The organism is Mycolicibacterium duvalii (assembly GCF_010726645.1).
Lineage (GTDB): Bacteria > Actinomycetota > Actinomycetes > Mycobacteriales > Mycobacteriaceae > Mycobacterium > Mycobacterium duvalii.
Genome location: NZ_AP022563.1, coordinates 1,698,335 through 1,720,649, shown reverse-complemented (window position 1 = coordinate 1,720,649; position 22,315 = coordinate 1,698,335). Strand labels below are relative to the sequence as shown.

Here is a 22,315-nt window from a genome sequence, read left to right as displayed (position 1 = left end):
CCCGTGACAGCCCACAACGAGCGGCGCACACCGGTGCGCAAGCGGGGTGGTACCGCGGTGCTCACGCAATCGCGTCAGCGTCGTCCCCGTGCCCGGACTCGAGGCACGAAAGAGACGTACCGACGTGAGCGCCTACCCCAAGCCGGCCGGTGGATCGCCGAGCTTCCCCGAACTCGAACGCGACGTCCTCGCCTATTGGGAGCAGGACGACACCTTTCGTGCCAGTATCGAGAACCGCGACGGCGCAGACGAATACGTGTTCTATGACGGGCCGCCGTTCGCCAACGGTCTGCCGCACTACGGTCACCTGCTGACCGGGTACGTCAAGGACATCGTGCCGCGCTACCGCACGATGCGCGGGTTCAAGGTCGAGCGCCGCTTCGGGTGGGACACCCACGGACTGCCGGCCGAACTGGAGGTGCAGCGCCAGCTCGGCATCACCGACAAAGCCCAGATCGAGCAGATGGGCATCGAGAAGTTCAACGACGCCTGCCGTGCCTCGGTGCTCAAGTACACCGACGAATGGCAGGACTATGTGACGCGCCAGGCGCGCTGGGTCGACTTCGACAACGACTACAAGACCCTGGACATCGGCTTCATGGAGTCGGTCATCTGGGTGTTCAAGCAGTTGTGGGACAAGGGCCTGGCCTACGAAGGCAACCGGGTGCTGCCCTACTGCTGGAACGACGAGACCCCACTGTCCAGCCATGAGCTGCGGATGGACGACGACGTGTACCAGAACCGGCAGGACCCGGCGCTGACGGTGGGGTTCCGGGTAGTAGGGGGGCCGGTTGCGGACCTCGTGGGTGCGTACCTGCTGATCTGGACCACCACACCGTGGACGCTGCCGTCCAACCAAGCGGTGGCGGTCAATCCGGACGTCACCTACGCCGTGGTGGAGGCCGAGGGTCGGCGTCTGGTGCTGGCACAGGCCCGGCTGGGCGCCTACGAGCGCGAACTCGGCGCCGAGCCGACGGTGGTGGCGACCTACGCCGGACGAGACCTGCTCGACGTGCAGTACGCCCCGCCGTTCCCGTATTTCATGGACTCGCCCAACGCATTTCGGGTGTTGCCCGCTGATTTCGTCAGTACCGAGGACGGCACCGGGCTGGTGCACATGTCGCCGGCCTACGGCGAGGACGACATGGCCACCGCGCAGGCCGGGGACATCGAAGCGGTCACTCCGGTCGATGCCAAGGGCCGCTTCGACGCGACGGTGCCCGATTACGCCGGTCAGCACGTCTTCGACGCCAACCCGCAGATCATCCGTGATCTGAAGAACGGCACAGGCGCCGCCGCCGCCAATGGTGCGGTGCTGCTGCGGCACGACACCTACGAGCACTCCTATCCGCACTGCTGGCGCTGCCGGAACCCGTTGATCTACCGGGCCGTGTCGTCCTGGTTCATCAAGGTCACCCAGTTCCGGGACCGGATGGTCGAGCTCAACCAGCAGATCACCTGGTATCCCGAACACGTCAAGGACGGCCAGTTCGGCAAATGGCTGCAGGGCGCGCGCGACTGGTCCATCTCCCGAAATCGCTACTGGGGCACCCCGATTCCGGTGTGGAAGTCCGATGATCCGGCCTATCCGAGAATCGATGTGTACGGCAGCCTCGACGAGATCGAACGCGACTTCGGGGTGCGACCCGACAACCTGCACCGGCCGTTCATCGACGAGTTGACCCGGCCCAACCCCGACGACCCGACCGGCAAGTCGACGATGCGGCGCATCACCGACGTGCTCGACGTGTGGTTCGACTCCGGTTCGATGCCCTACGGGCAGGTGCATTACCCGTTCGAGAACGAGGACTGGTTCGATACGCATTTCCCGGGCGATTTCATCGTCGAGTACATCGGTCAGACCCGCGGCTGGTTCTACACCCTGCACATCCTGGCGACCGCGCTGTTCGACCGGCCCGCGTTCCGGACCTGCGTCTCCCACGGCATCGTGCTGGGCAACGACGGACAGAAGATGAGCAAGTCGCTGCGCAACTACCCGGACGTCACCGAGGTGTTCGACCGCGACGGCTCCGATGCGATGCGCTGGTTCCTGATGGCTTCGCCGATCCTGCGGGGCGGCAATCTGATCGTCACCGAGCAGGGCATCCGGGAAGGCGTGCGGCAGGTGCTGCTGCCGCTGTGGAACGCCTATTCGTTCCTGGCGCTGTACGCCCCCGAAAAGGGCACCTGGCGCACCGACTCGCAGCACGTGCTCGACCGCTACATCCTGGCCAAGCTGGCGGTACTGCGCGACGACCTGACCGACTCGCTGGATGTCTGCGACATCTCGCAAGCCTGCGATCAGCTGCGCCAGTTCACCGAGGCGTTGACCAACTGGTATGTGCGGCGGTCACGTGCACGCTTCTGGGATGAGGACGCCGACGCGATCGACACCCTGCACACGGTGCTGGAGGTGACCAGCCGACTGGCTGCGCCCCTGCTGCCGCTGATCACCGAGGTGATCTGGCGCGGCGTCACCGGTGGGCGGTCGGTGCATCTGACCGACTGGCCGGACGCGGCGACGTTGCCGGCGGACCCGCAGCTGGTCGCCGAGATGGACCTGGTACGCGACGTCGCGTCGGCGGGGTCGTCACTACGCAAGGCCAAGAAGCTGCGGGTGCGCCTGCCGCTGCCGAAACTGACTGTCGCACTGGACAAGTCGGTGAATCCGTCCGCGCTCGCCCCGTACCGGGACCTCATCGCCGACGAGCTCAACGTCAAGTCCGTGGAACTCACCGACGACATCGCCGCGCACGGTCGATTCGAACTGACCGTCAACGCGCGGGTGGCCGGCCCGCGCCTGGGCAAGGACGTGCAGGCCGCGATCAAGGCGGTCAAAGCGGGCCAGGCGGTCATCAACGACGACGGCACCCTGACCGCGGGGCCGGCCGTGCTGCAGCCCGACGAATACAGCTCCCGGCTGGTCGCGGCGGACCCGGAGTTCACCGCGGCGCTGCCGGGCGGCACCGGTCTGGTGGTGCTCGACGGTGCGGTCACCCCGGCGCTGGAGGCCGAGGGGTGGGCCCGCGACATGATCCGGGAGTTCCAGGAAGCGCGGCGGCGTTTCGGGCTCGACATCGGCGACCGCATCGAACTCGAACTGACCGTGCCGCAACTGCCCGACGGCTGGCGCGAGGAACTGGCCGACCTGATCGCGCGCGAACTGTTGGCCACGCGCCTGCGCATCGGGTCGGAGCCCGAGCGCGAGGCCACCGATGATGACGCCGACTGGCTGAGCGGGTGCGTCGGTGAGGACTACCCGTTCCGGCTGCGGCGAGTCGAACATGTGCGCCGCTAGCGCCGTGGTCGTCAGCCGGCGCGCATATGCGGCCCGCGGTCGCGGTGCTCGGCGCGCCACCGCTGTTCCACCCGCTTGACTCGCTGGTGCTCCAGGGCGACCAGCAGGGCTCCCGCGGTGACCAACGCGCCGGCGATCAGGCCGAGCACCAAGGAGAGATCCCGGTTGCCATAGGCGGTGGCGGCGACGGTGCCCGCGATCAGCGCGGTACCCACGCCGATGAGGATCAGGCCGGGCCACCACAACGTGTCGATGAACGACTCGCCGGCGTGCTGCAGGGTCGTTCGTACGTGGTCGACCGGGTCGCGATGAGCGCCCTTCATCGGTATCTCCTTTCTTCTGAAGAGATACCTCGAGGCTACGCCTGCAGTGAGCTACATCACAGTGACGGTCTGGTGACACGCGCGCTGCGGCCGTCGAGGACGACGACGTCGCCGGCGTGCAGCTGGCGCCCGCGCCGGGTCTCGATCTCGTCGTTCACCGACACGCGGCCCTCGGCGACCGTCACCTTGGCGTCCGCGCCGCTGTCGATGAGATTCGCCAGCTTCAGGAATTGGCCGAGGCGGATGGAGTCGTCGCGGATCGGCACGTCGTCCATGAGCGTCACCGTAGCGCCTTAGCATCGTCAGGATGGGCGCGCGGTGGGTCCTGCACCTGGACATGGATGCGTTCTTCGCCTCCGTCGAGCAGCTGACCCGACCCACTCTTCGTGGCCGCCCGGTCCTGGTCGGCGGCGTCGGCGGCCGGGGTGTCGTGGCCGGGGCGAGCTACGAGGCGCGGATCTACGGTGCGCGTTCGGCGATGCCGATGCACCAGGCACGCCGTCTCGTCGGGGCCGCGGCCGTGGTGTTGCCGCCGCGCGGTGTCGTTTACGGGCTGGCCAGCCGCCGGGTGTTCGACACCGTGCGCACGCGGGTTCCGGTGCTCGAACAATTGTCCTTCGACGAGGCGTTCGGGGAGCCGGTTGAGCTGGCGGGCGCCCCACAAGCCGAGGTCGAGGCCTTCTGCGAGGAGCTGCGCGCGCAGGTCCGTGCCGTGACCGGTTTGGTGGCCTCGGTGGGGGCCGGCTCGGGCAAGCAGCTCGCCAAGATCGCGTCCGGACTGGCCAAGCCGGACGGCATCCGGGTGGTGGGCCGCGGCGAGGAACAGCGTCTGCTCGCCGGCCTGCCGGTGCGCAGGTTGTGGGGGATCGGACCGGTGGCCGAGGAGAAGCTGCACCGGTTGGGCATCGAGACGATCGGGGCGTTCGCGGCGCTCAGCGAGGCCGAGGCCGCCAACATCCTGGGGGCCACCGTCGGGCCGGCGTTGCACCGCCTGGCGTGTGGCCTCGATGACCGGCCGGTGGCCGAGAACGCGCCGGCCAAACAGATCAGTGCGGAATCCACCTTCGCCGAGGACATGCGGACGCTCGACCAGTTGCGGGAGGCCATCGGTCCGATCGGTGACCACGCGCACCGCCGGCTGGCCAAAGACGGCCGCGGCGCGCGCACCGTCACGGTGAAGCTGAAACGATCCGACATGAGCACGCTGACGCGTTCGGCCACCTTGCCCTACGCCACCACCGATGCCGCCACGTTGATCGGCACCGCCCGTCGGCTGCTCCTCGATCCGGTCGATATCGGGCCGATACGCCTTGTCGGCGTGGGTTTTTCGGGATTGAGCAGCGTGCAGCAGGAACCGCTGTTCGCCGAGTTGGAGTCGGTGGCCGAGGAGACGAGAGACGACGTCGCGGCCACGGTCACCGAGGTGGCCGACGTCGCGCCGGCCTGGCGGCTCGGCGACGACGTCGTGCACACCGAGCACGGGCACGGGTGGATCCAGGGGGCCGGGCACGGCGTGATGACCGTGCGTTTCGAGACCCGCGGCACCGGGCCGGGGCCGGCGCGCACGCTGGCGATCGACGATCCGGCGGTGTCGCGCGCCAACCCGACCGACAGTCTGGACTGGCCCGACTACGTTGACGAGATCACGCGGACATAGCGGGCGTCAGCCCCAGCGCGCGAAGACGGCCGCCGCCTCCGCGCCGGCGGCCAGCGTGGCCATCAGCAGTACGCGGGCCTGAGGCGGACGGAGATGGGGCACGATCACCGCACCCGCGTCGGCCAGGTCGCGGCCCGGGCCGTAGCCGGGACTGACCAACCCGCCCGGCACCCGGGTGGAGACCGCCACCACCACGCCGTCGCGGCAGTGCCGCCGCACCCCGTCGACCACCGCCGCCCCGGCATTCCCGGCGCCCATGGCCTCGAGGACGATGCCGCGCGCTCCGGCCGCGACGCAGGCGTCCAAGGCCGTCGCATCGGCACCGGGATACGCGGCGACGATGTCGACCCGCGGCGCCCGCGCGGCGCGCAGCGATCCGAGGTGCGGCCGCGCGGGAGTCGACGTCGTGGCGGTGAACCGGCCCGCCGTGACGGTGCCGAGCGGCCGGCCGGTGAAGCTCTGCAGGTCCGTGGTTGCCGTCTTGGCCAGCCCCAGCGCAGCGAACACGGTGCCGGCGAAGGTGACGACGACGCCGAGCCCGCGCGCCGCCGGGCTGCCGGCCACGGTGAGGGCGTCCCGCAGGTTGCGCGGGCCGTCGGGCTCCGGCGCGTCAGCGCTGCGTTGCGCGCCCGTCAGCACCACCGGCACGACCGCGTCGGAGGTCAGTGCCAGCCACAGAGCCGTCTCTTCCAGCGAGTCGGTGCCGTGGGTGACGACCACGCCATCCGCGTCGGCGGCGGCGTCCCGCACCGCAGCGGCGATGCGGTCCCAGTCCGCGGGCAGCAGAGCCGAGCTGTCCACGTTCATCACATCGTTCACCGCGACGTCGAGGCCGGCCGTGAGGTCGGTGCCCGATCGGGTGGGACGTTTCACGCCCTCGACGTCTGCGCTGGTTGCGATCGTGCCGCCGGTGGTGATCACGACGAGTCGGGCCATGGCTGCGATTGTTGCGCATCCGGGTTTTGCGATGATGGACCCGTGACTGACGAATCCACCGGGCCGGCCGCCGAGGATCGGCTCGCGCAGCCCGCCCCGCGACGCCGGCTGCGTCTCCTGCTCGGGGTGGCCGCGGTGGTGCTCGTGCTGGACATCGTCACCAAGGTGCTCGCGGTCGAACTGCTCACCCCGGGTGAACCGGTGTCGATCATCGGTGACACCGTGACGTGGACGCTGGTGCGCAACTCCGGGGCGGCGTTCTCGATGGCCACCGGGTACACCTGGGTGCTGACGTTGATCGCGACCGGAGTGGCCGCGGGGATCATCTGGATGGGCCGGCGCCTGGTGTCGCCGTGGTGGGCGCTCGGCCTCGGGATGATCCTCGGCGGCGCGCTGGGCAACCTGGTCGACCGGTTCTTCCGGTCTCCGGGACCGCTGCAGGGCCACGTCGTCGACTTCCTGTCGATCGGTTGGTGGCCGGTGTTCAACGTGGCCGACCCCGCGGTGGTCGGCGGCGCGATTCTGCTGGTCGTGTTGTCGTTGCTGGGATTCGACTTCGATTCCGTCGGGAGGCGCAAGCCGGACGACGGCGACGATTCCGTCGGGAGGCGCGCGCCGGACGGCGAGGAAAAGCCCGCATGACGACGCGGTCGATGCCGGTGCCGGACGGCCTGGCGGGGATGCGGGTGGACGCTGGACTGGCCCGGTTGCTGGGCCTGTCGCGGACGGTGGCCGCCGCGCTGGCCGAGGACGGCGGAGTCGAACTCGACGGGACCGTCGCCGCCAAGTCGGACAAGCTGACCGCCGGGGCCTGGCTGGAGGTGCGGCTGCCGGAGCCGCCCGCGCCGGTGGAGAACACCCCGGTCGAGATCGAGGGCATGGAGATCCTGTACTCCGACGACGACATCGTGGCCGTCGACAAGCCGCCGGGCGTCGCCGCGCACGCGACGGTGGGCTGGCACGGCCCGACCGTGCTGGGCGGCCTGGCCGCGGCGGGCTACCGGATCAGCACCTCGGGCATCCACGAGCGCCAGGGCATCGTGCACCGGCTCGACGTGGGCACGTCGGGGGTGATGGTGGTCGCGTTGTCCGAGCGTGCCTACACGGTGCTCAAGCGGGCGTTCAAGCAGCGCACCGTGGAGAAGCGGTATCACGCCCTGGTCCAGGGCCACCCCGATCCGTCCAGCGGGACCATCGACGCACCGATCGGCCGGCACCGCGGCCATGACTGGAAGTTCGCGGTGGTCGAGGGCGGCCGGCACAGCATCACGCACTACGACACCCTCGAGGCGCACCGCGCGGCCAGCCTGCTCGACATCGAGCTGGAAACCGGCCGTACCCACCAGATCCGGGTGCATTTCGCGGCGCTGCACCATCCGTGCTGCGGCGACCTCACCTACGGCGCCGACCCGACGCTGGCCAAGAAACTGGGGCTGGAGCGGCAGTGGCTGCACGCCCGGTCGCTGGCCTTCACCCATCCCGCCGACGGCCGTCGGGTGGAGATCGTCAGTGACTACCCCGACGACCTCCAGCATGCGCTCGACGTGTTGCGAAACCACGAGCCGTGAGGTCCGGGCTGCTCTTCGGAGTCGGCGCGTACGGGATGTGGGGACTGTTCCCCGCGTTCTTCCCGTTGCTGAAGCCGGCCGGCGCCGTCGAAGTGCTCGCGCACCGCATCATCTGGAGCTTCCTGCTGATGGTCGTCGTGGTCGCCGCCGTGCGCCGGCTGGGCGACCTGCGACGCATCACCGGCCGCGAATGGCTGCTGCTCACCGCCGCCGCCGCGTTGATCTCGGTGAATTGGCTGATCTACGTCTACGCCGTGAACAACGGTCATGTCGTCGACGCGGCGCTGGGCTATTTCATCAACCCGCTGGTGTCGATCGCGCTCGGGCTGCTGGTGTTCCGGGAGAGACTCAACGGCTGGCAGGTGGGGGCGTTGGGGATCGCGATCGCCGCGGTGGCGGTCCTGACGGTCAACCTCGGCGCACTGCCCCTGGTGAGCCTGGGACTGGCGTTCTCGTTCGGCCTCTACGGGGCGGTCAAGAAGCTGGTGCCCACCGACCCGCGCGTCAGCGTCGGGGTCGAGGCGGGCTTGGCCACGCCGCTGGCACTGGCCTACGTCGTGGTGCTGCAGGTGACCGGACACGGCACCTTCACCACCCACGGCGGCGGCCACGTCGTGCTGATGATCCTGGCCGGCGTGCTCACCGCGCTGCCGCTGCTGCTGTTCGCGGCCGCCGCGCAGCGGCTGGCACTGGTCACCTTGGGTCTGTTGTTCTACATGACCCCGGCGATGCAGCTGACGTGGGGCGTGGTCGTGGGACAGGAGCCGATGCCTCCTGCGCGGTGGGTCGGTTTCGCCCTGATCTGGGCCGCGCTCCTGGTCTTCACCGTCGACGCCGTGCGCCGCGCGCGTGCCGACCGGAGGTCCGCGCGCATCTCGGCGCCGGTGCCGTGAAGACACGCATCCCCGACACGCCGAACGGTGTCGGTGGGCGGTCATAGACTGGCCACCCTATGAGCAGTCTGGATTCGCAGTCCTCGGGTTCGTTCGTGCACCTGCACAACCACACCGAATACTCCATGCTCGACGGGGCGGCGAAGGTCAAGCCGATGCTGGCCGAGGCGCAGCGGCTGCAGATGCCGGCGATCGGCATGACCGACCACGGAAACATGTTCGGCGCCAGCGAGTTCTACAACGCCGCCACCGACGCCGGCATCAAACCGATCATCGGCATCGAGGCCTATATCGCGCCGGCGTCGAGGTTCGAGACCAAACGGGTGCAGTGGGGCGATCCCAGCCAGAAGAGCGACGACGTCTCCGGCAGCGGGTCCTACACGCACATGACGATGGTCGCCGAGAACGCCACCGGACTGCGCAACCTGTTCAAACTGTCGTCGCTGGCGTCGTTCGAAGGCCAACTCGGCAAGTGGGCCCGCATGGACGCCGAGATCATCGCCGAGCACGCCGAGGGCATCATCGCCACCACCGGCTGCCCGTCGGGGGAGGTGCAGACCCGGCTGCGGCTCGGCCACGAACGGGAGGCGCTGGAAGCCGCCGCCAAGTGGCGGGAGATCTTCGGTGCGGACAACTTCTTCCTCGAGTTGATGGACCATGGGCTCGACATCGAGCGCCGCGTGCGCGAAGGCCTGCTCGATATCGGCCGCAAGCTCGGCATCCCGCCGTTGGCGACCAACGACTGCCACTACGTCACCCGCGACGCCGCCCAGAACCATGAGGCGTTGCTGTGCATCCAGACCGGTAAGACGCTGTCGGATCCCACCCGGTTCAAGTTCGACGGTGACGGCTACTACCTGAAGTCGGCCGCGGAGATGCGCGCTCTGTGGGACGGGCAGGTGCCCGGGGCGTGCGATTCGACATTGCTGATCGCCGAGCGGGTGCAGTCCTACGCCGACGTGTGGACTCCGCGGGACCGGATGCCGATCTTCCCGGTGCCCGACGGACACGACCAGGCGTCGTGGCTGCACCACGAGGTGATGGCGGGGTTGGAGCGCCGGTTCCCGGGCGCGGTGGGGCAGGAGTACGTCGAGCGCGCCGAGTACGAGATCAAGGTCATCTGCGACAAGGGCTTCCCGTCCTACTTCCTGATCGTGGCCGACCTGATCAACTACGCGAAATCCGTCGACATCCGGGTGGGGCCGGGCCGCGGGTCGGCCGCCGGGTCCCTGGTGGCTTATGCACTGGGCATCACCAACATCGACCCCATCCCGCACGGCCTGCTGTTCGAGCGGTTCCTCAACCCCGAGCGTCCCTCGGCGCCCGACATCGACATCGACTTCGACGACCGTCGGCGCGGCGAGATGCTTCGCTATGCGGCCAACAAGTGGGGCAGCGACCGGGTGGCCCAGGTCATCACCTTTGGCACCATCAAAACCAAAGCAGCCCTGAAGGATTCCGCCCGGGTGCACTACGGGCAGCCGGGCTTCGCGATCGCCGACCGGATCACCAAGGCGTTGCCCCCGCCGATCATGGCCAAGGACATCCCGGTGTCGGGGATCACCGACCCCACCCATGAGCGCTACAAAGAGGCCGCCGAGGTCCGCGCTCTGATCGACACCGATCCCGACGTCCGCACCATCTACGAGACCGCCCGCGGCCTGGAGGGGCTGGTCCGCAACGCCGGTGTGCACGCCTGCGCGGTGATCATGAGCTCCGAACCGCTCATCGACTCGATCCCGCTGTGGCGCCGTCCGCAGGACGGGGCGGTGATCACCGGGTGGGACTACCCGTCGTGCGAGGACATCGGTCTGCTGAAGATGGACTTCCTCGGGTTGCGCAACCTGACGATCATCGGCGACTGCATCGAGAACATCAAGACCAATCGGGGCGTCGACGTCGACCTCGAATCTCTGGCGCTCGACGACCCGAAGGCCTACGAACTGCTCGGCCGCGGCGACACCCTGGGGGTGTTCCAGCTCGACGGCGGTCCGATGCGCGACCTGCTACGGCGCATGCAGCCCACCGAGTTCAACGACATCGTCGCGGTGCTGGCCCTCTACCGGCCCGGACCGATGGGGATGAACGCCCACAACGACTACGCCGACCGCAAGAACAACCGGCAGGCGATCAAACCGATCCATCCGGAACTCGAGGAGCCGCTCAAAGACATCCTCGCCGAGACCTACGGCCTGATCGTCTACCAGGAACAGATCATGTTCATCGCGCAGAAGGTCGCGTCCTACACGATGGGTAAGGCCGACGCGCTGCGTAAGGCGATGGGCAAGAAGAAGCTCGAGGTGCTCGAGGCCGAATACAAGGGCTTCCGGGAGGGAATGACCGCCAACGGGTTCTCCGAAGGCGCGGTGAAGGCCTTGTGGGACACCATCCTCCCGTTCGCCGGATACGCGTTCAACAAGTCGCATGCCGCCGGGTACGGGCTGGTGTCCTACTGGACGGCCTATCTGAAGGCCAACTACCCGGCCGAGTACATGGCCGGGCTGCTCACCTCCGTGGGTGACGACAAGGACAAGGCCGCGGTCTACCTCGCGGACTGCCGGCGCCTGGGCATCACGGTGCTGCCCCCCGACGTCAACGAGTCGGTGCAGAACTTCACCTCGGTCGGTGACGACATCCGGTTCGGGATGGGCGCGATCCGCAACGTCGGCGCCAACGTGGTTACCTCGCTCGTCAGCACCCGCAGTGAGAAGGGAAAGTTCGCCGATTTCTCCGACTACCTCAACAAGATCGACATTGCGGCCTGCAACAAGAAGGTCACCGAGTCGCTGATCAAGGCCGGTGCGTTCGATTCGCTGGGCCACCCCCGCAAGGGGCTGTTCCTGGTGCACACCGATGCGGTCGATTCGGTGCTGGGCACCAAGAAGGCCGAGGCGATGGGCCAGTTCGACCTGTTCGGTGGCGGGGATTCGGCCACGGAGTCGGTGTTCACGATCAAGGTGCCCGACGAGGAGTGGGAGGACAAACACAAGCTGGCGCTGGAGCGTGAGATGCTCGGCCTGTACGTGTCCGGACATCCTCTCAACGGCATCGCGCACATGCTGGCCGCGCAGGTCGACACCCAGATCCCGGCCATCCTCGACGGCGACGTCCCCAACGAGTCCCAGGTGCGCGTCGGCGGCATCCTGGCCTCGGTGAACCGGCGGGTCAACAAGAACGGGTTGCCCTGGGCCTCCGCCCAATTGGAGGACCTCACCGGCGGTATCGAAGTGCTGTTCTTCCCCCAGACCTACTCCTTGTTCGGCGCCGAGATCGCCGACGACGTCGTGGTGCTCGTCGGCGCCAAGGTGGCCATCCGTGACGACCGGATCTCGTTGATCGCCAACGAGCTTGTGGTACCCGACTTTTCGAGTGCACAGGTGAACAAGCCGGTGGCAGTGAGTCTCCCGACACGGCAGTGCACCGTGGATAAGGTCAGCGCGCTCAAGCAAGTGCTGGCACGCCATCCCGGCCCCGCGCAGGTGCATCTGCGGTTGATCAGCGGGGAGCGGATCACCACCCTCGAACTGGACCAGTCTCTGCGGGTGACCCCGTCGTCCGCGCTGATGGGCGACCTCAAGGAACTGCTCGGCCCCGGCTGTCTGGGCGGGTGAGCCGCCCTCCGCCGGTTCGCCTGAGCGCCTGGCGGTTTGTCACCACCTTCGGCGCGGTGAGCCTGCTCGCCGACGTCGTCTACGAGGGCGCCCGATCGATCACCGGACCGCTGCTGGCGTCTCTCGGTGCGACGGCGCTGGTGGTGGGCGTGGTGACCGGGGTGGGGGAGGCGGCCGCGCTGGTCTTGCGGGTCGTGTCGGGTCCGCTGGCCGACCGCACCGGGCGGTTCTGGACCTGGGCGATCGCCGGCTACTTCCTGACGGTGGCGACCGTGCCGTTTCTGGGCGTGGCCGGAGCGCTGTGGATCGCCGCGGCGCTGGTGATCGCAGAACGGGTGGGGAAGGCGGTGCGCAGCCCCGCCAAGGACACGCTGCTGTCGCATGCCACCGCAGTCACCGGGCGTGGTCGGGGTTTCGCCGTGCACGAGGCGATGGATCAGGTCGGGGCGTTCGCCGGACCGCTCGCGGTGGCGGCCATGCTGGTGATCTTCGACGGCGACTACGGCCCCACCTTCGCGTTACAGGCGATCCCCGGGGCGGGTGTGCTGGTGCTGCTGTTCTGGCTGCGTTCGGCCGTGCCGCAGCCCGGTCTCTACGAGTGTGCGGCCCCGCATCCGGAGCCCGGACCCGCGCGCACCTTCGTACGCGCCCTGCCGCGCTCGTTCTGGCTGTACTCGGGTTTCTCCGCGTTGACGATGACGGGATTCGCGACGTTCGGGGTGCTGTCGTTCCATCAAGTCACCTCCGGGGTGGTCGCGGTCGCCGCGGTGCCGGTGATCTACGCGGCGGCGATGGCCGCCGATGCGGTGGCCGCGCTGGTCCTGGGATGGCGCTACGACCGGGTCGGCCCCCGGGTGCTCGGCTGGCTCCCGGTCCTCGCGGCGCTGGTGCCGCTGCTGGCGTTCGGCGCGCACATCGCGATGGTGGTCGCGGGTGCGCTGCTCTGGGGCGCCGCGGTCGGCATCCAGGAGTCCACCCTGCGCGCGGTGGTCGCCGATCTGGTCGAACCCGGCCGGCGCGCCACCGCCTACGGAATCTATGCCGCGGTGATCGGCGCGGCCGCCGCGGTGGGCGGTGCGCTCACCGGGTTTCTGTATTCACAGTCGGTTACGGCGTTGGTCGTGGTGGTGGCCGGAATCCAGATCCTGGCGCTGGGATTTCTGCCCGTCGTGTGGCGTGCGGCGCGGGGTCATCGACGCTGAGGCGCGACTTACGCTCGCGCACAACGCGGTCGGTCGCCCCGCCGACAAGGTGAGGAACCGTTAACGCGGCGAGGTAGCTCGGGTAACACTTCCGAAACAGCAGCTGCATCTAATGCTCTGCATGCGTTGTATACAGGACACAACGAGCCGGCTGGTCGTTGTCGAGTGGCCCGGGGTGGCCCCCGATGAGGCGTTCGACGATCTCGGTGACGTGCTGAGCCGACGTCTGCACATCGCAGCCGGACAGGGCCGACGGTGTTGCGCGTCCGAGACCGAACTGGTGGCGGTGGCCGCCGACGACACCACGCTGCCGCCTGCGACCCAGGCCGCGTTGCAGGTATCGGGACCAGGCCGTGCCGTGGCATCCACCGCACTCGCCGAGGTGCACGGCGGCTGGATTGCCGTGCCCGGACTCGACATCCGCGTCGTGGCGCAGACCGATCTCGGCGGCCCGGCCATCGCCATCTCCTACGACGACGCCGCGACGATCCTGGCGGGGGACCGGGACGGCCGACTCCTGGTGCGCACCGTCGCGGTCGTCGCCGCGACCGCGCCGGGCGCTCGGGGCGGCTGGCGGGTGGTTGGCAGCGGACTCGGTGAGGTGCCGGTGTCGACCGCTCTGGTGCGCGGGCACCGCGCCGGGTGCGCCGCATGAACTCGCGGACCCTCGTCCTCACCCATGGTTGCTCCCTGTCGAATCTTCCCCTCTTCGTCGCCGTCGGGGAGGGGCTCTTCGCCGACGAGGGGCTGCGCGTGGAGGCGCCCTACTTCGACGACATCGGTTCCACCGCAGAGCTTCTCGCCACCGGTGTAGCCGATCTCGGCACCGCCGGGTTCACCCAGCCGCTGATCGACGCATGCCGGCCCGACCCGCCGATCCTGGTCGCCGGCAGCGGTCTGATGGGGGTATTCGTGCTCACCCGCGATCCGGTGTCCGACGCCGCTGCGCTGGCCGGGCACCCCGTGGGGACCTTCCGCGCGGACCCGATGGAGGTGCTGCTCCACGATGTGCTGGCCGCCGCCGGGCTGGCCACGAGTGACGTCGAGATCCGTTACTTCGGCGTGCTCGAAGACGCCATCGAGGCCTTCACGGCCGGGGAACTGGCCGCGCTGACCCTGGCCGAACCCTACGCGGGCCGGGTGCGCGCCGCGGGCGGACACGTTCTCAGCGATGGCACCGACGTGTGGGGTCACCCGTTCCCCGACACCACCCTCGTGGCGTCCAGTCGGTTCCTGCGGGAACATCCCGATCACGTGCGCGCGGCCATCCGGGCGATGCTGCGGGCCTACGACCTGATCGTCGCCGACCTTCCGGCCGCCGTGCGTCACGCGCAGAAGTTCTTCCCCGGATACCGCCTCGACGAACTCGTCGATGCCGTCGGACGTCAGCCCTCGATGGTCGACATCCGTGACCTCACCGCCACCGTCTACGGGAGGTGGGAGACCCTGCGGTCCCTGGGCCTCGTACCCGCCGACGTCGATCTACCGCTCCACGCCGTCAATCTCGACCTGCTCAACGCCGAGCTCGCAGCCCGCACCACCGCCAAGGAGAACGCCCGATGAGAGAAAAGATCACCGCACCCGTCAGCCGCCGCATGTTCTTCCGCAACACCGCGATCGCCGGAGCGGCGGTCGCTGTCCCGGCCTGGCTGCTCAGCGGCTGTTCCGGCACCGCCGGCACCGCCGGCACGGCGCCCAACGCGGCCGGGGTCACCACCCTCAAGGCCACCCATGGGACCGGGCTGTGCAATCTGGGGATCTTCCTGACCAAGGAACGCAAGCTCAGTGAACCCGACGGCACCGCAATCGAGTTCGTCGTGACACCGACCAACGCCGACATCGTCACCTTGTTCGGCGCCGGTCAGGTCGACATGTCGCTGGTGCCCTACACCCAGTTTCTCACCCTGTACGACGCCGGCGCGCCGGTGACCATCGTCGCGGGTGGCGGCGTCGAAGGCTGCTCGATCGTGGCGCAGCCGGGCATCACCTCCGCGGCCGACATGCGGGGTAAGACGCTCGGCACCTTCCAGGCCGACACCCTCGAAATGCTGCCTTACGACTACCTGCAGAAAGCGGGAATGTCGTTCGGCGACATCGAGGTTCGGTACTTCGGTACCTCGCCCGAGCTCGCCCAGGCATTCATCAGCGGCTCCATCGACAGCATGTGTCACATCGAGCCCTACGTCACCCAGGCGCTCAACGGCAGGACCGGATCGGTGCTGCTCTCCGACGGCAAGGACGTCTACGGTCCTGGATACACCGACTGCGTGCTGGCCGTGCGCAATCCGTTGCTGCAGGAGAATCCGAAGGCCGTCAAGGCGGTGATCAAGGGATTGTTCGAAGCCCAGCAGCAGACCGAGGCGGACCGCAGCGCCGCCGTCGAGGTGGCCGTCGGTACCTACTTCAAGACCAGCCTCGAGGACGCACTCGACGCATCGACCAAACAGCCCAACGTCGTCGACCAGCGCAACAAGACCCAGTTCATGCTCGACCGCGCGGTCGGCATGAAAGACCTCGGCTACCTGAAGAAGCTGCCCGACGAGAAGATCGCCGACTGGTCGTTGCTCGAAGAGGTGATCAGCGAAAACCAGAGCCTCTACAACTCGCTGAAGGTGAAGACCGCATGACCGCCATCACGCACATCGACCTGCCGGCCCAGCGCACCGCGCCCGCCGCACCGCGACGCTCGCGCGGCAGATACCGCCGTCTCGGCGCCGCCGCCGCGTGGTGGGTGGCGTCGGTGGCCCTGTTCGCCGGTATCTGGGAACTGGCGTGGCTGATGGGATGGGCGCCCGAGCTGCTCCTGCCGCCGCCGCACATCTTCCTGCAGGATTTCAGCAGCCAGGCCCAGTTCTTCGACACCGCAACTATCGGCGCCGAACAGGCCACCCCGGTGGTCGCGGTGGCCGGCACGGTGCTCGCGACCGTGCTGCGCGTGCTGGCCGGCCTGGCGCTGGGCTTCCTCGCCAGCCTCATCACCGGCGTGCTGATCAGCCAGTTCCTGATGGTGCGCGGCCTGGTGCTGCCGACGATCACGCTGCTGGCGCCGATCTCGCCGATTGCGTGGCTGCCCGTGTCGATCTTCCTGTTCGGTATCGGCGACGGTCCGGCGATCTTCATGGTGTTCATCGGCGTCTACTTCGTCATGACGCTGGCGACGATCGGCCTGATCAATGACGTGCCCACGACCTATATCGACGTGGCCCGCACGATGGGCGCCTCCCGGCGCCAGATCCTGTTCCAGGTCATCCTGCCCTCGATCCTGCCCGGCCTGCTGCAGAGCTTGCGGCTGAACCTGTTCGCCGCGTGGATGGTCGTGCTGCTGGCCGAGGCCGTCGGCGTCGGCAGCGGGCTCGGCCAGGTGGTCATGTTGGCCCGCAACACCTTCAACTCGAGTCTGGTGTTCTTCTCGATGACCGTCATCGGCATCGCCGGCTACCTGCTCGACATCGCGTTCCGCCAGATGCAGAACCGGTTGCTGTGGTGGCAGCCGGTCGGGAAGGGAGCCCTCCGATGACACCGGCAGCAGCAGAAGCCAAGCAGGCCACCGGGGCGGTGCACTGCCGTGCCGTCAGCAAGGTGTTCGGCGACAGCGGATCCGAGGTGGTCGCCGTCGACTCGGTCAACCTCGACGTGGCCCCGGGGGAGTTCGTCGTCATCCTCGGCCCCAGCGGCTGCGGGAAATCCACCCTGCTGTCGATGATCGCCGGCCTGGAGCCGGTCACGTCGGGTGAGATCACCGCCGACGGTGCGCCCGTGATCGGACCCGGTCCCGACCGCTGCATGATCTTTCAGCAGTCCTCGCTGTATCCGTGGATGTCGGTCGCCGACAATGTCAGCTTCGGGCTGAAGCTGCGCGGTGTGCCGAAGGCCGAACGGCGCGAGACCGCAAGGGATCTGCTGCAGACCATGGGGCTCGGCGACTTCGCCGACGCACAGCCGGACGGCCTGTCGGGCGGGATGCGCCAGCGCGCGGCGATCGCCCGCGCGCTGGCGATGCAGCCGCGCGTGCTGCTGATGGACGAACCGTTCGCCGCGCTGGACGTGCAGACCCGCGCGAAGCTGCAGAACTACATCGCCTCGCTGCGCGCGGAGAGCGGCGCTTCGGTGCTGTTCGTCACGCACAGCATCGACGAGGCGGTGGCGCTGGCCGACCGCATCGTGGTGTTCACCGCGCGGCCCGGCCGGATCAAGGCGATGGTCGACGTCGAAATGGAACGCCCGCGCGACCCGCGATCGCCGGAGTACCATGCGCTGCACGACCAGCTCGTCGACCTGCTCGCCGACGAGGTCGACCGCGCGTTCGCCCAGCAGGAGAGGGCGCGCAGATGAGCACGCTCGTCGTCGCGGCGGCCCAGCTCCCGGCGTGTGCGGACGACCCCGACAAGAACCTGGCGGTGGTCGAGGCAGCGCTGACCGACGCGGCCGCCGCGGGTGCCGGCCTGGTCGTGTTCCCCGAGTTGGCCGCCACGCCGTACTTCTGCGGCGAACCACCCGGCGCCTACCGGGACTGGGCGCAGCCAGTGCCCGGCCCGCAGACCGACTCCATCTCCGTGCGCGCGGCGGAACTGGGTGTGGCGGTGGTGCTTCCGCTGTTCGAAAGGGACGACAGCACCCACACGTTCCACAACGCGGCGGTGGTGCTCGACGAGCGCGGCGCCGTCGTGCCGTGCGTCGACCGGGCTGGACAGACCCACACGGTCGCCCGCAAACTGCACCTGCCGGTCGGTGACTTTCCGGCACCGGGGTTCGACGAACCGGCGCATTTCACCCCCGGGCAGTGGCTCGGGGTGCACACCGTGGCCGGTGCGCGCCTCGGTATCCCGATCTGCTATGACCGTCGATTCCCCGAGTGTTGGCGGGAACTGCGGGCGCTGCGGGCGGATCTCGTGACCGTCCCGGTCGCCGGCAGCGGTGGTGACAGCGTCGACTTCTTCCTGGCCGAACTGCGCACCCACGCCCGTGAGAACGGGTTGTTCGCCGTGGCGGCCAACAAGATCGGGGTGGAATGGGTGGGCGGCCACGCCGTCGAGAACTTCGGCGCCTCCTGCATCGTCGGCCCCGACGGCGAGGTGATCGCGCACCGGCCCGGCGCCGACGGTCCCGGCCTGGTGATCGCCGAGCTCGACATCGGCAGCCTCGTCGAGACCCGCCGCGCGCTGCGCTATTTCGACCACCGCCGCACCGACCTTTTCCCCAGTGCCGAGGAGATCTGATGAGCACCCTGTTCCGCAACGCTCTCGTCGTCGCAATGGACGACACCAACCGCAGCAGGCCCTTCCGATCCGACGTGCTGGTGGTCGGGGACCGGATCACCGCGGTGGCGCCGGATCTGCCCGTGCCCGACGGGGCCGAGATCATCGACTGCACCCACCGGCTGTTGATGCCCGGCCTGGTCAATGCGCACGTGCACTCGTGGGAGGCGCTGTTCAAGGGCCGCTACGACAACCTGCCCCTGGAACTGTGGATGCTGCTGTCCTATCCGATCCTCGGCTTAGAGCCGATGTCGGAGCGGCTGATCTATCTGCGCACGCTGCTGGTGGGCATGGAGTCGCTGCGCAACGGCGCCACCTGCCTGCTCGACGACGTCATCGAGTCGCCCACGCAGAGCCTGACCGCCCTGGAAGCCGTCTTCCGGGGGTACGAGGACATCGGCATCCGCGCCAACTGCTCGGGCAACATCGTCAACCGGCGCTACATCGACACCATCCCGTTCGTCGACGAGATGGTGCCGGCGGAGCTGGTCACCGAGGCCCGCGCGGTCGCGCCGCGGACCACTGAGGACTACGTGCAGTTCAGCAAGGAGGCGCTGACACGCTTCGACGGCCGGGCGGGCCGGCTGCGTTATGTGATCGCGCCCAGCGGCCCGCAGCGATGCACCGAGGAGTTGTTCGTCGCCGCCAACGAGTTGTCGCGCGAGCACGACACGACCTTCCACGTGCATGTGCTGGAAACCAAGATGCAGGCCGTGACCGGCCGGGAGTTCTACGGGTCGACCCTGGTCGAGTACCTGGACTCGCTCGGAGTGCTGACCGACCGCGCCACGCTGGCGCACGGTATCTGGCTGACCGACAGCGACATCGAACGGCTCGGCGCGGTCGGGGCGTCGGTGGCGCACAACCCGATCTCGAATCTCAAGCTCGGCTCGGGCATCGCACCGTGGCGCGCCCTGCTCGACGCCGGGGTCAACATCGGGCTGGGCTCGGACGGGCTGTCCAGCAACGACTCAGCGCGGATGTTCGACGTGGTGAAGTCGGCGGCTCTGTTGCACAAGGTGACTCAGCCCGACTTCGAGGCATGGCCCACCGCCGACGAGGTGCTGTGGGCCGCCACCCGCGGCGGGGCCAGGTCGGCGCGGCTGGCCGACCAGGTCGGCGCCATCGCGCCCGGTCGCAAGGCGGATCTGGTGATGCTCGACCTCAACGCGTTGAACTTCACCCCGGCCAACGACGTCGCCCGGCATCTGGTCTACGTGGAGAACGGCGACTCGATCACCGAGGTGTGGGTCAACGGCGAGGTCGTCGTCCGCGACGGACGCTGCCTGCACATCGACGAGGACGCGGTGCTGGCCGAGGTGCGCGAGCTCGGAGGGGAGTACCTCCACCGCTACGCCGAGATCGAGCAGCGCAATCACGCGCTCATGCCGCACTTTCGTGCGATCTACCAGCGCTGCTGCCGGGAGGCCGTGGGCATCAACAGATTCAGTGACGACGAACGAGCATGGGTGGGTGTGCTGTGAGCCTGCTGATCAAGGGCGCGCGGGTGGTCACGGCCGCCGACGACTACGTCGCCGACGTGTACGTCGCCGACGGCAAGGTGACCACGATCGGGGCCGCGCTGGACATCCCGGCCGACCAGGTGATCGACGCGAGCGACTGCTACCTGTTGCCGGGCGGGGTGGATCCGCACACCCATCTGGCGTTCAGCCTGGCCAGCACCACCACCGCCGACGACTATGAGTCCGGCACGATCGCCGCAGCGATGGGCGGCACGACGACGGTGGTGAACTTCGCCCAGCAGCGCAGGGGGCAGCACCTGCGGGCCGCGATCGACGACGGGCTGGCCGCGGCCGAGGGCAAGGCCGTCATCGACTACGCCCAACACATCGTGATCACCGACATGGCCGCCGAATCGCTCGGCGAGATCGACGAACTGGTCGACGAGGGTGTCACCAGCATCAAGATGTTCATGGCGTACCCGGGTGAGCTGATGGTCGACGACGCGACCCTGTTCCAGGTCATCGAGCGGGCCGGCCAGGTCGGCGCGCTGTGCTGCATTCACGCCGAGAACGGTCCGGTCATCGACGTGCTGGTGCGCCGCGCCCTGGCCCAGGGCCGCACCAACCCGTCCTGGCACGGCCGCACCCGGCCCGAGCTGGCGGAGGCCGAGGCCACCCACCGTGCGATCGCGCTGGCTGAAATGGCGGACGCGCCGGTGTATTTCGTGCACTTGTCGTGCGCGGAGGCGCTGCAGGAGGTGACCGGGGCCCGTGACCGCGGGCGGCCGGTGTTCGCCGAGACGTGTCCGCACTACCTGTTCCTGGACTCCAGCGTCTACGACGACGAGAGCTTCGACACCGCCAAGTACGTGCTCACTCCGCCGCTGCGCCCGTCGCACCACCAGCAACATCTCTGGCGGGGCCTGCGTACCGACGACCTGCAGGTGGTGTCGACCGACCACTGCCCGTTCTGCCTCAACGGCCAGAAGACGATCGGTGCCCACGACTTCTCGAAGATTCCCAACGGCGGCCCCGGGATAGAACACCGTCTGCAGTTGATGTACTCGGGCGGTGTTGTGGCGGGACATCTTTCGCTTCGGCGGATGGTCGACGTCTTCTCCACCACGCCTGCGCGGTTGTTCGGCTTGTTCCCGCGCAAGGGCGCCATCGCCGTGGGGTCCGATGCTGATCTCGTGATCTTCGATCCGAACGGTTCGACGACCATCAGCGCCGAAACCCATCACATGAAGGTCGACTACAGCATGTACGAGGGCTGGACTCTGCGTGGTGCGGTTCGCAGCGTCATCTCGGCGGGACGCCCGGTCGTGGTCGACGGCCTCTTCGTCGGCAAGCACGGTGCGGGACGGTACCTGCGACGCGAACAGAGCGGGCAGCTGTGAGCGAGCGTCTGCAGGGAATCGCCTCGTTGTCGGCCCAGACGCGCCGCAAGACCTACGAACACGTGTACCGGGCGCTGCGGCACGCGCTGATCACCGGTCAGATACCGCACGGCACCCATCTGGTGGAGACGGAGCTGGCCGCTCAGCTCGGGGTGAGCCGGACTCCTGTGCGGGACGCGTTGCGTCGCCTGGAAAGCGACGGATTCGCCGAACGGGGTAGCGGGGGCGGGCTGTGGTCGCGAGGCATCGGCGCCGATGAGATCGAGGACCTGTTCCTGGTTCGCGCCGAACTGGAGAAGCTCGCGGCGCGGCTGGCCTGCGAACGCGCCAAACCGGAGCAGTGGGCCGAACCCCGCGCCCTGCTCGATGCGATGGTCGAGGTGATCGACGCACACGGCGTCGGCTCCGAGGAGTTCTCGGAGATCCATCTGGCGTTTCACAGCTCGATCTACCGCATTGCGTTCGGTGACCGGTTCGCCGGGCTCCTCGACGGTTATCTGCTCCAATGCCTCGACGTGGCCGCCGAGCTGAGTTATCGCGATCCCGGCCGCACGCTACCGGCGGTCGAGCAGCATCAGCTCCTCCTCGACGAGTTGTGCAGCGGTGACGTCGGCCGCGCGGTCGCCGCGGCCGAAGCGCACGTCCGCCGCGGCGCCGACGATGCGCAGCGTGCGCACACCGACACCACCCTGTCCTGATTTCCAGCGAA

19 protein-coding genes are annotated in these 22,315 nt (G+C 68.6%); 16 read left to right on the top strand and 3 right to left on the bottom strand.

Annotated features, from left to right (window positions below; all coding sequences use genetic code 11):
* The first annotated feature begins 124 nt into the window (after positions 1-124).
* A complete protein-coding gene (gene ileS, locus G6N31_RS07855) occupies positions 125-3,298 on the top strand; it encodes an isoleucine--tRNA ligase (protein WP_098001303.1) in 3,174 nt (1,057 codons plus the stop codon).
* Positions 3,299-3,309: 11 nt separating this feature from the next.
* On the opposite strand, the gene usfY is transcribed toward ileS, so the two are convergent.
* Together usfY and G6N31_RS07845 are read right to left on the bottom strand one after the other, a co-directional pair.
* Entirely contained in the window at positions 3,310-3,621 is a 312-nt protein-coding gene (gene usfY / locus G6N31_RS07850) for a protein UsfY (RefSeq protein WP_098001305.1), read from the bottom strand.
* Positions 3,622-3,677: 56 nt separating this feature from the next.
* A complete protein-coding gene (locus G6N31_RS07845; protein ID WP_098001307.1) occupies positions 3,678-3,896 on the bottom strand; it encodes an RNA-binding S4 domain-containing protein in 219 nt (72 codons plus the stop codon).
* A 32-nt stretch (positions 3,897-3,928) separates the two neighbouring features.
* Here G6N31_RS07845 and G6N31_RS07840 point away from each other — a divergent pair, with 32 nt between their 5' ends.
* Entirely contained in the window at positions 3,929-5,278 is a 1,350-nt protein-coding gene (locus G6N31_RS07840) for a DNA polymerase IV (protein ID WP_098001309.1), read from the top strand.
* A 6-nt stretch (positions 5,279-5,284) separates the two neighbouring features.
* Here G6N31_RS07840 and G6N31_RS07835 read toward each other — a convergent pair whose 3' ends face one another.
* Entirely contained in the window at positions 5,285-6,214 is a 930-nt protein-coding gene (locus G6N31_RS07835; RefSeq protein ID WP_098001310.1) for an asparaginase, read from the bottom strand.
* Between the two features lie 42 nt (positions 6,215-6,256).
* Here G6N31_RS07835 and lspA point away from each other — a divergent pair, with 42 nt between their 5' ends.
* The 14 genes from lspA (at position 6,257) to G6N31_RS07765 (ending at position 22,304) form a co-directional block, all read left to right on the top strand.
* Complete coding sequence (gene lspA, locus G6N31_RS07830) at positions 6,257-6,856, top strand: signal peptidase II (protein ID WP_234815154.1); 600 nt, start codon at positions 6,257-6,259, stop codon at positions 6,854-6,856.
* A complete protein-coding gene (locus G6N31_RS07825; RefSeq protein WP_098001312.1) occupies positions 6,853-7,782 on the top strand; it encodes an RluA family pseudouridine synthase in 930 nt (309 codons plus the stop codon). Before lspA ends, G6N31_RS07825 begins: the two co-directional genes overlap by 4 nt.
* Positions 7,779-8,675, top strand: coding sequence for an EamA family transporter RarD (rarD, locus tag G6N31_RS07820; RefSeq protein WP_098001314.1), 897 nt, complete (start codon positions 7,779-7,781; stop codon positions 8,673-8,675). Before G6N31_RS07825 ends, rarD begins: the two co-directional genes overlap by 4 nt.
* A gap of 59 nt (positions 8,676-8,734) precedes the next feature.
* Positions 8,735-12,286 (top strand): DNA polymerase III subunit alpha, encoded by a 3,552-nt coding sequence (dnaE, locus tag G6N31_RS07815; RefSeq protein ID WP_098001315.1) that lies wholly within the window; start codon positions 8,735-8,737, stop codon positions 12,284-12,286.
* A complete protein-coding gene (locus G6N31_RS07810; RefSeq protein WP_098001317.1) occupies positions 12,283-13,488 on the top strand; it encodes an MFS transporter in 1,206 nt (401 codons plus the stop codon). The genes dnaE and G6N31_RS07810 overlap by 4 nt, the downstream gene beginning before the upstream one ends.
* A 121-nt stretch (positions 13,489-13,609) precedes the next feature.
* Positions 13,610-14,143 carry a hypothetical protein gene (locus G6N31_RS07805; RefSeq protein WP_133117650.1) on the top strand — a complete coding sequence of 178 codons (534 nt, stop codon included), beginning with the start codon at positions 13,610-13,612 and terminating at the stop codon, positions 14,141-14,143.
* Positions 14,140-15,051: an ABC transporter substrate-binding protein gene (locus G6N31_RS07800; RefSeq protein WP_133117651.1), complete on the top strand. Its 912-nt coding sequence runs from the start codon at positions 14,140-14,142 to the stop codon at positions 15,049-15,051. The genes G6N31_RS07805 and G6N31_RS07800 overlap by 4 nt, the downstream gene beginning before the upstream one ends.
* Complete coding sequence (locus G6N31_RS07795; protein WP_098001323.1) at positions 15,048-16,115, top strand: ABC transporter substrate-binding protein; 1,068 nt, start codon at positions 15,048-15,050, stop codon at positions 16,113-16,115. The genes G6N31_RS07800 and G6N31_RS07795 overlap by 4 nt, the downstream gene beginning before the upstream one ends.
* Positions 16,112-17,005, top strand: coding sequence for an ABC transporter permease (locus G6N31_RS07790; protein WP_098001325.1), 894 nt, complete (start codon positions 16,112-16,114; stop codon positions 17,003-17,005). The genes G6N31_RS07795 and G6N31_RS07790 overlap by 4 nt, the downstream gene beginning before the upstream one ends.
* Positions 17,002-17,820, top strand: coding sequence for an ABC transporter ATP-binding protein (locus G6N31_RS07785; protein WP_098001327.1), 819 nt, complete (start codon positions 17,002-17,004; stop codon positions 17,818-17,820). The genes G6N31_RS07790 and G6N31_RS07785 overlap by 4 nt, the downstream gene beginning before the upstream one ends.
* Positions 17,817-18,704, top strand: coding sequence for a carbon-nitrogen hydrolase family protein (locus G6N31_RS07780; RefSeq protein ID WP_098001329.1), 888 nt, complete (start codon positions 17,817-17,819; stop codon positions 18,702-18,704). Before G6N31_RS07785 ends, G6N31_RS07780 begins: the two co-directional genes overlap by 4 nt.
* Entirely contained in the window at positions 18,704-20,227 is a 1,524-nt protein-coding gene (locus tag G6N31_RS07775; RefSeq protein ID WP_098001331.1) for an amidohydrolase family protein, read from the top strand. Before G6N31_RS07780 ends, G6N31_RS07775 begins: the two co-directional genes overlap by 1 nt.
* Positions 20,224-21,606, top strand: coding sequence for a dihydropyrimidinase (gene hydA, locus G6N31_RS07770; RefSeq protein WP_220098544.1), 1,383 nt, complete (start codon positions 20,224-20,226; stop codon positions 21,604-21,606). The genes G6N31_RS07775 and hydA overlap by 4 nt, the downstream gene beginning before the upstream one ends.
* On the top strand, positions 21,603-22,304 hold the full coding sequence (locus G6N31_RS07765) for a GntR family transcriptional regulator (RefSeq protein ID WP_098001335.1): 702 nt from the start codon (positions 21,603-21,605) through the stop codon (positions 22,302-22,304). Before hydA ends, G6N31_RS07765 begins: the two co-directional genes overlap by 4 nt.
* The last annotated feature ends 11 nt before the right edge of the window (positions 22,305-22,315 follow it).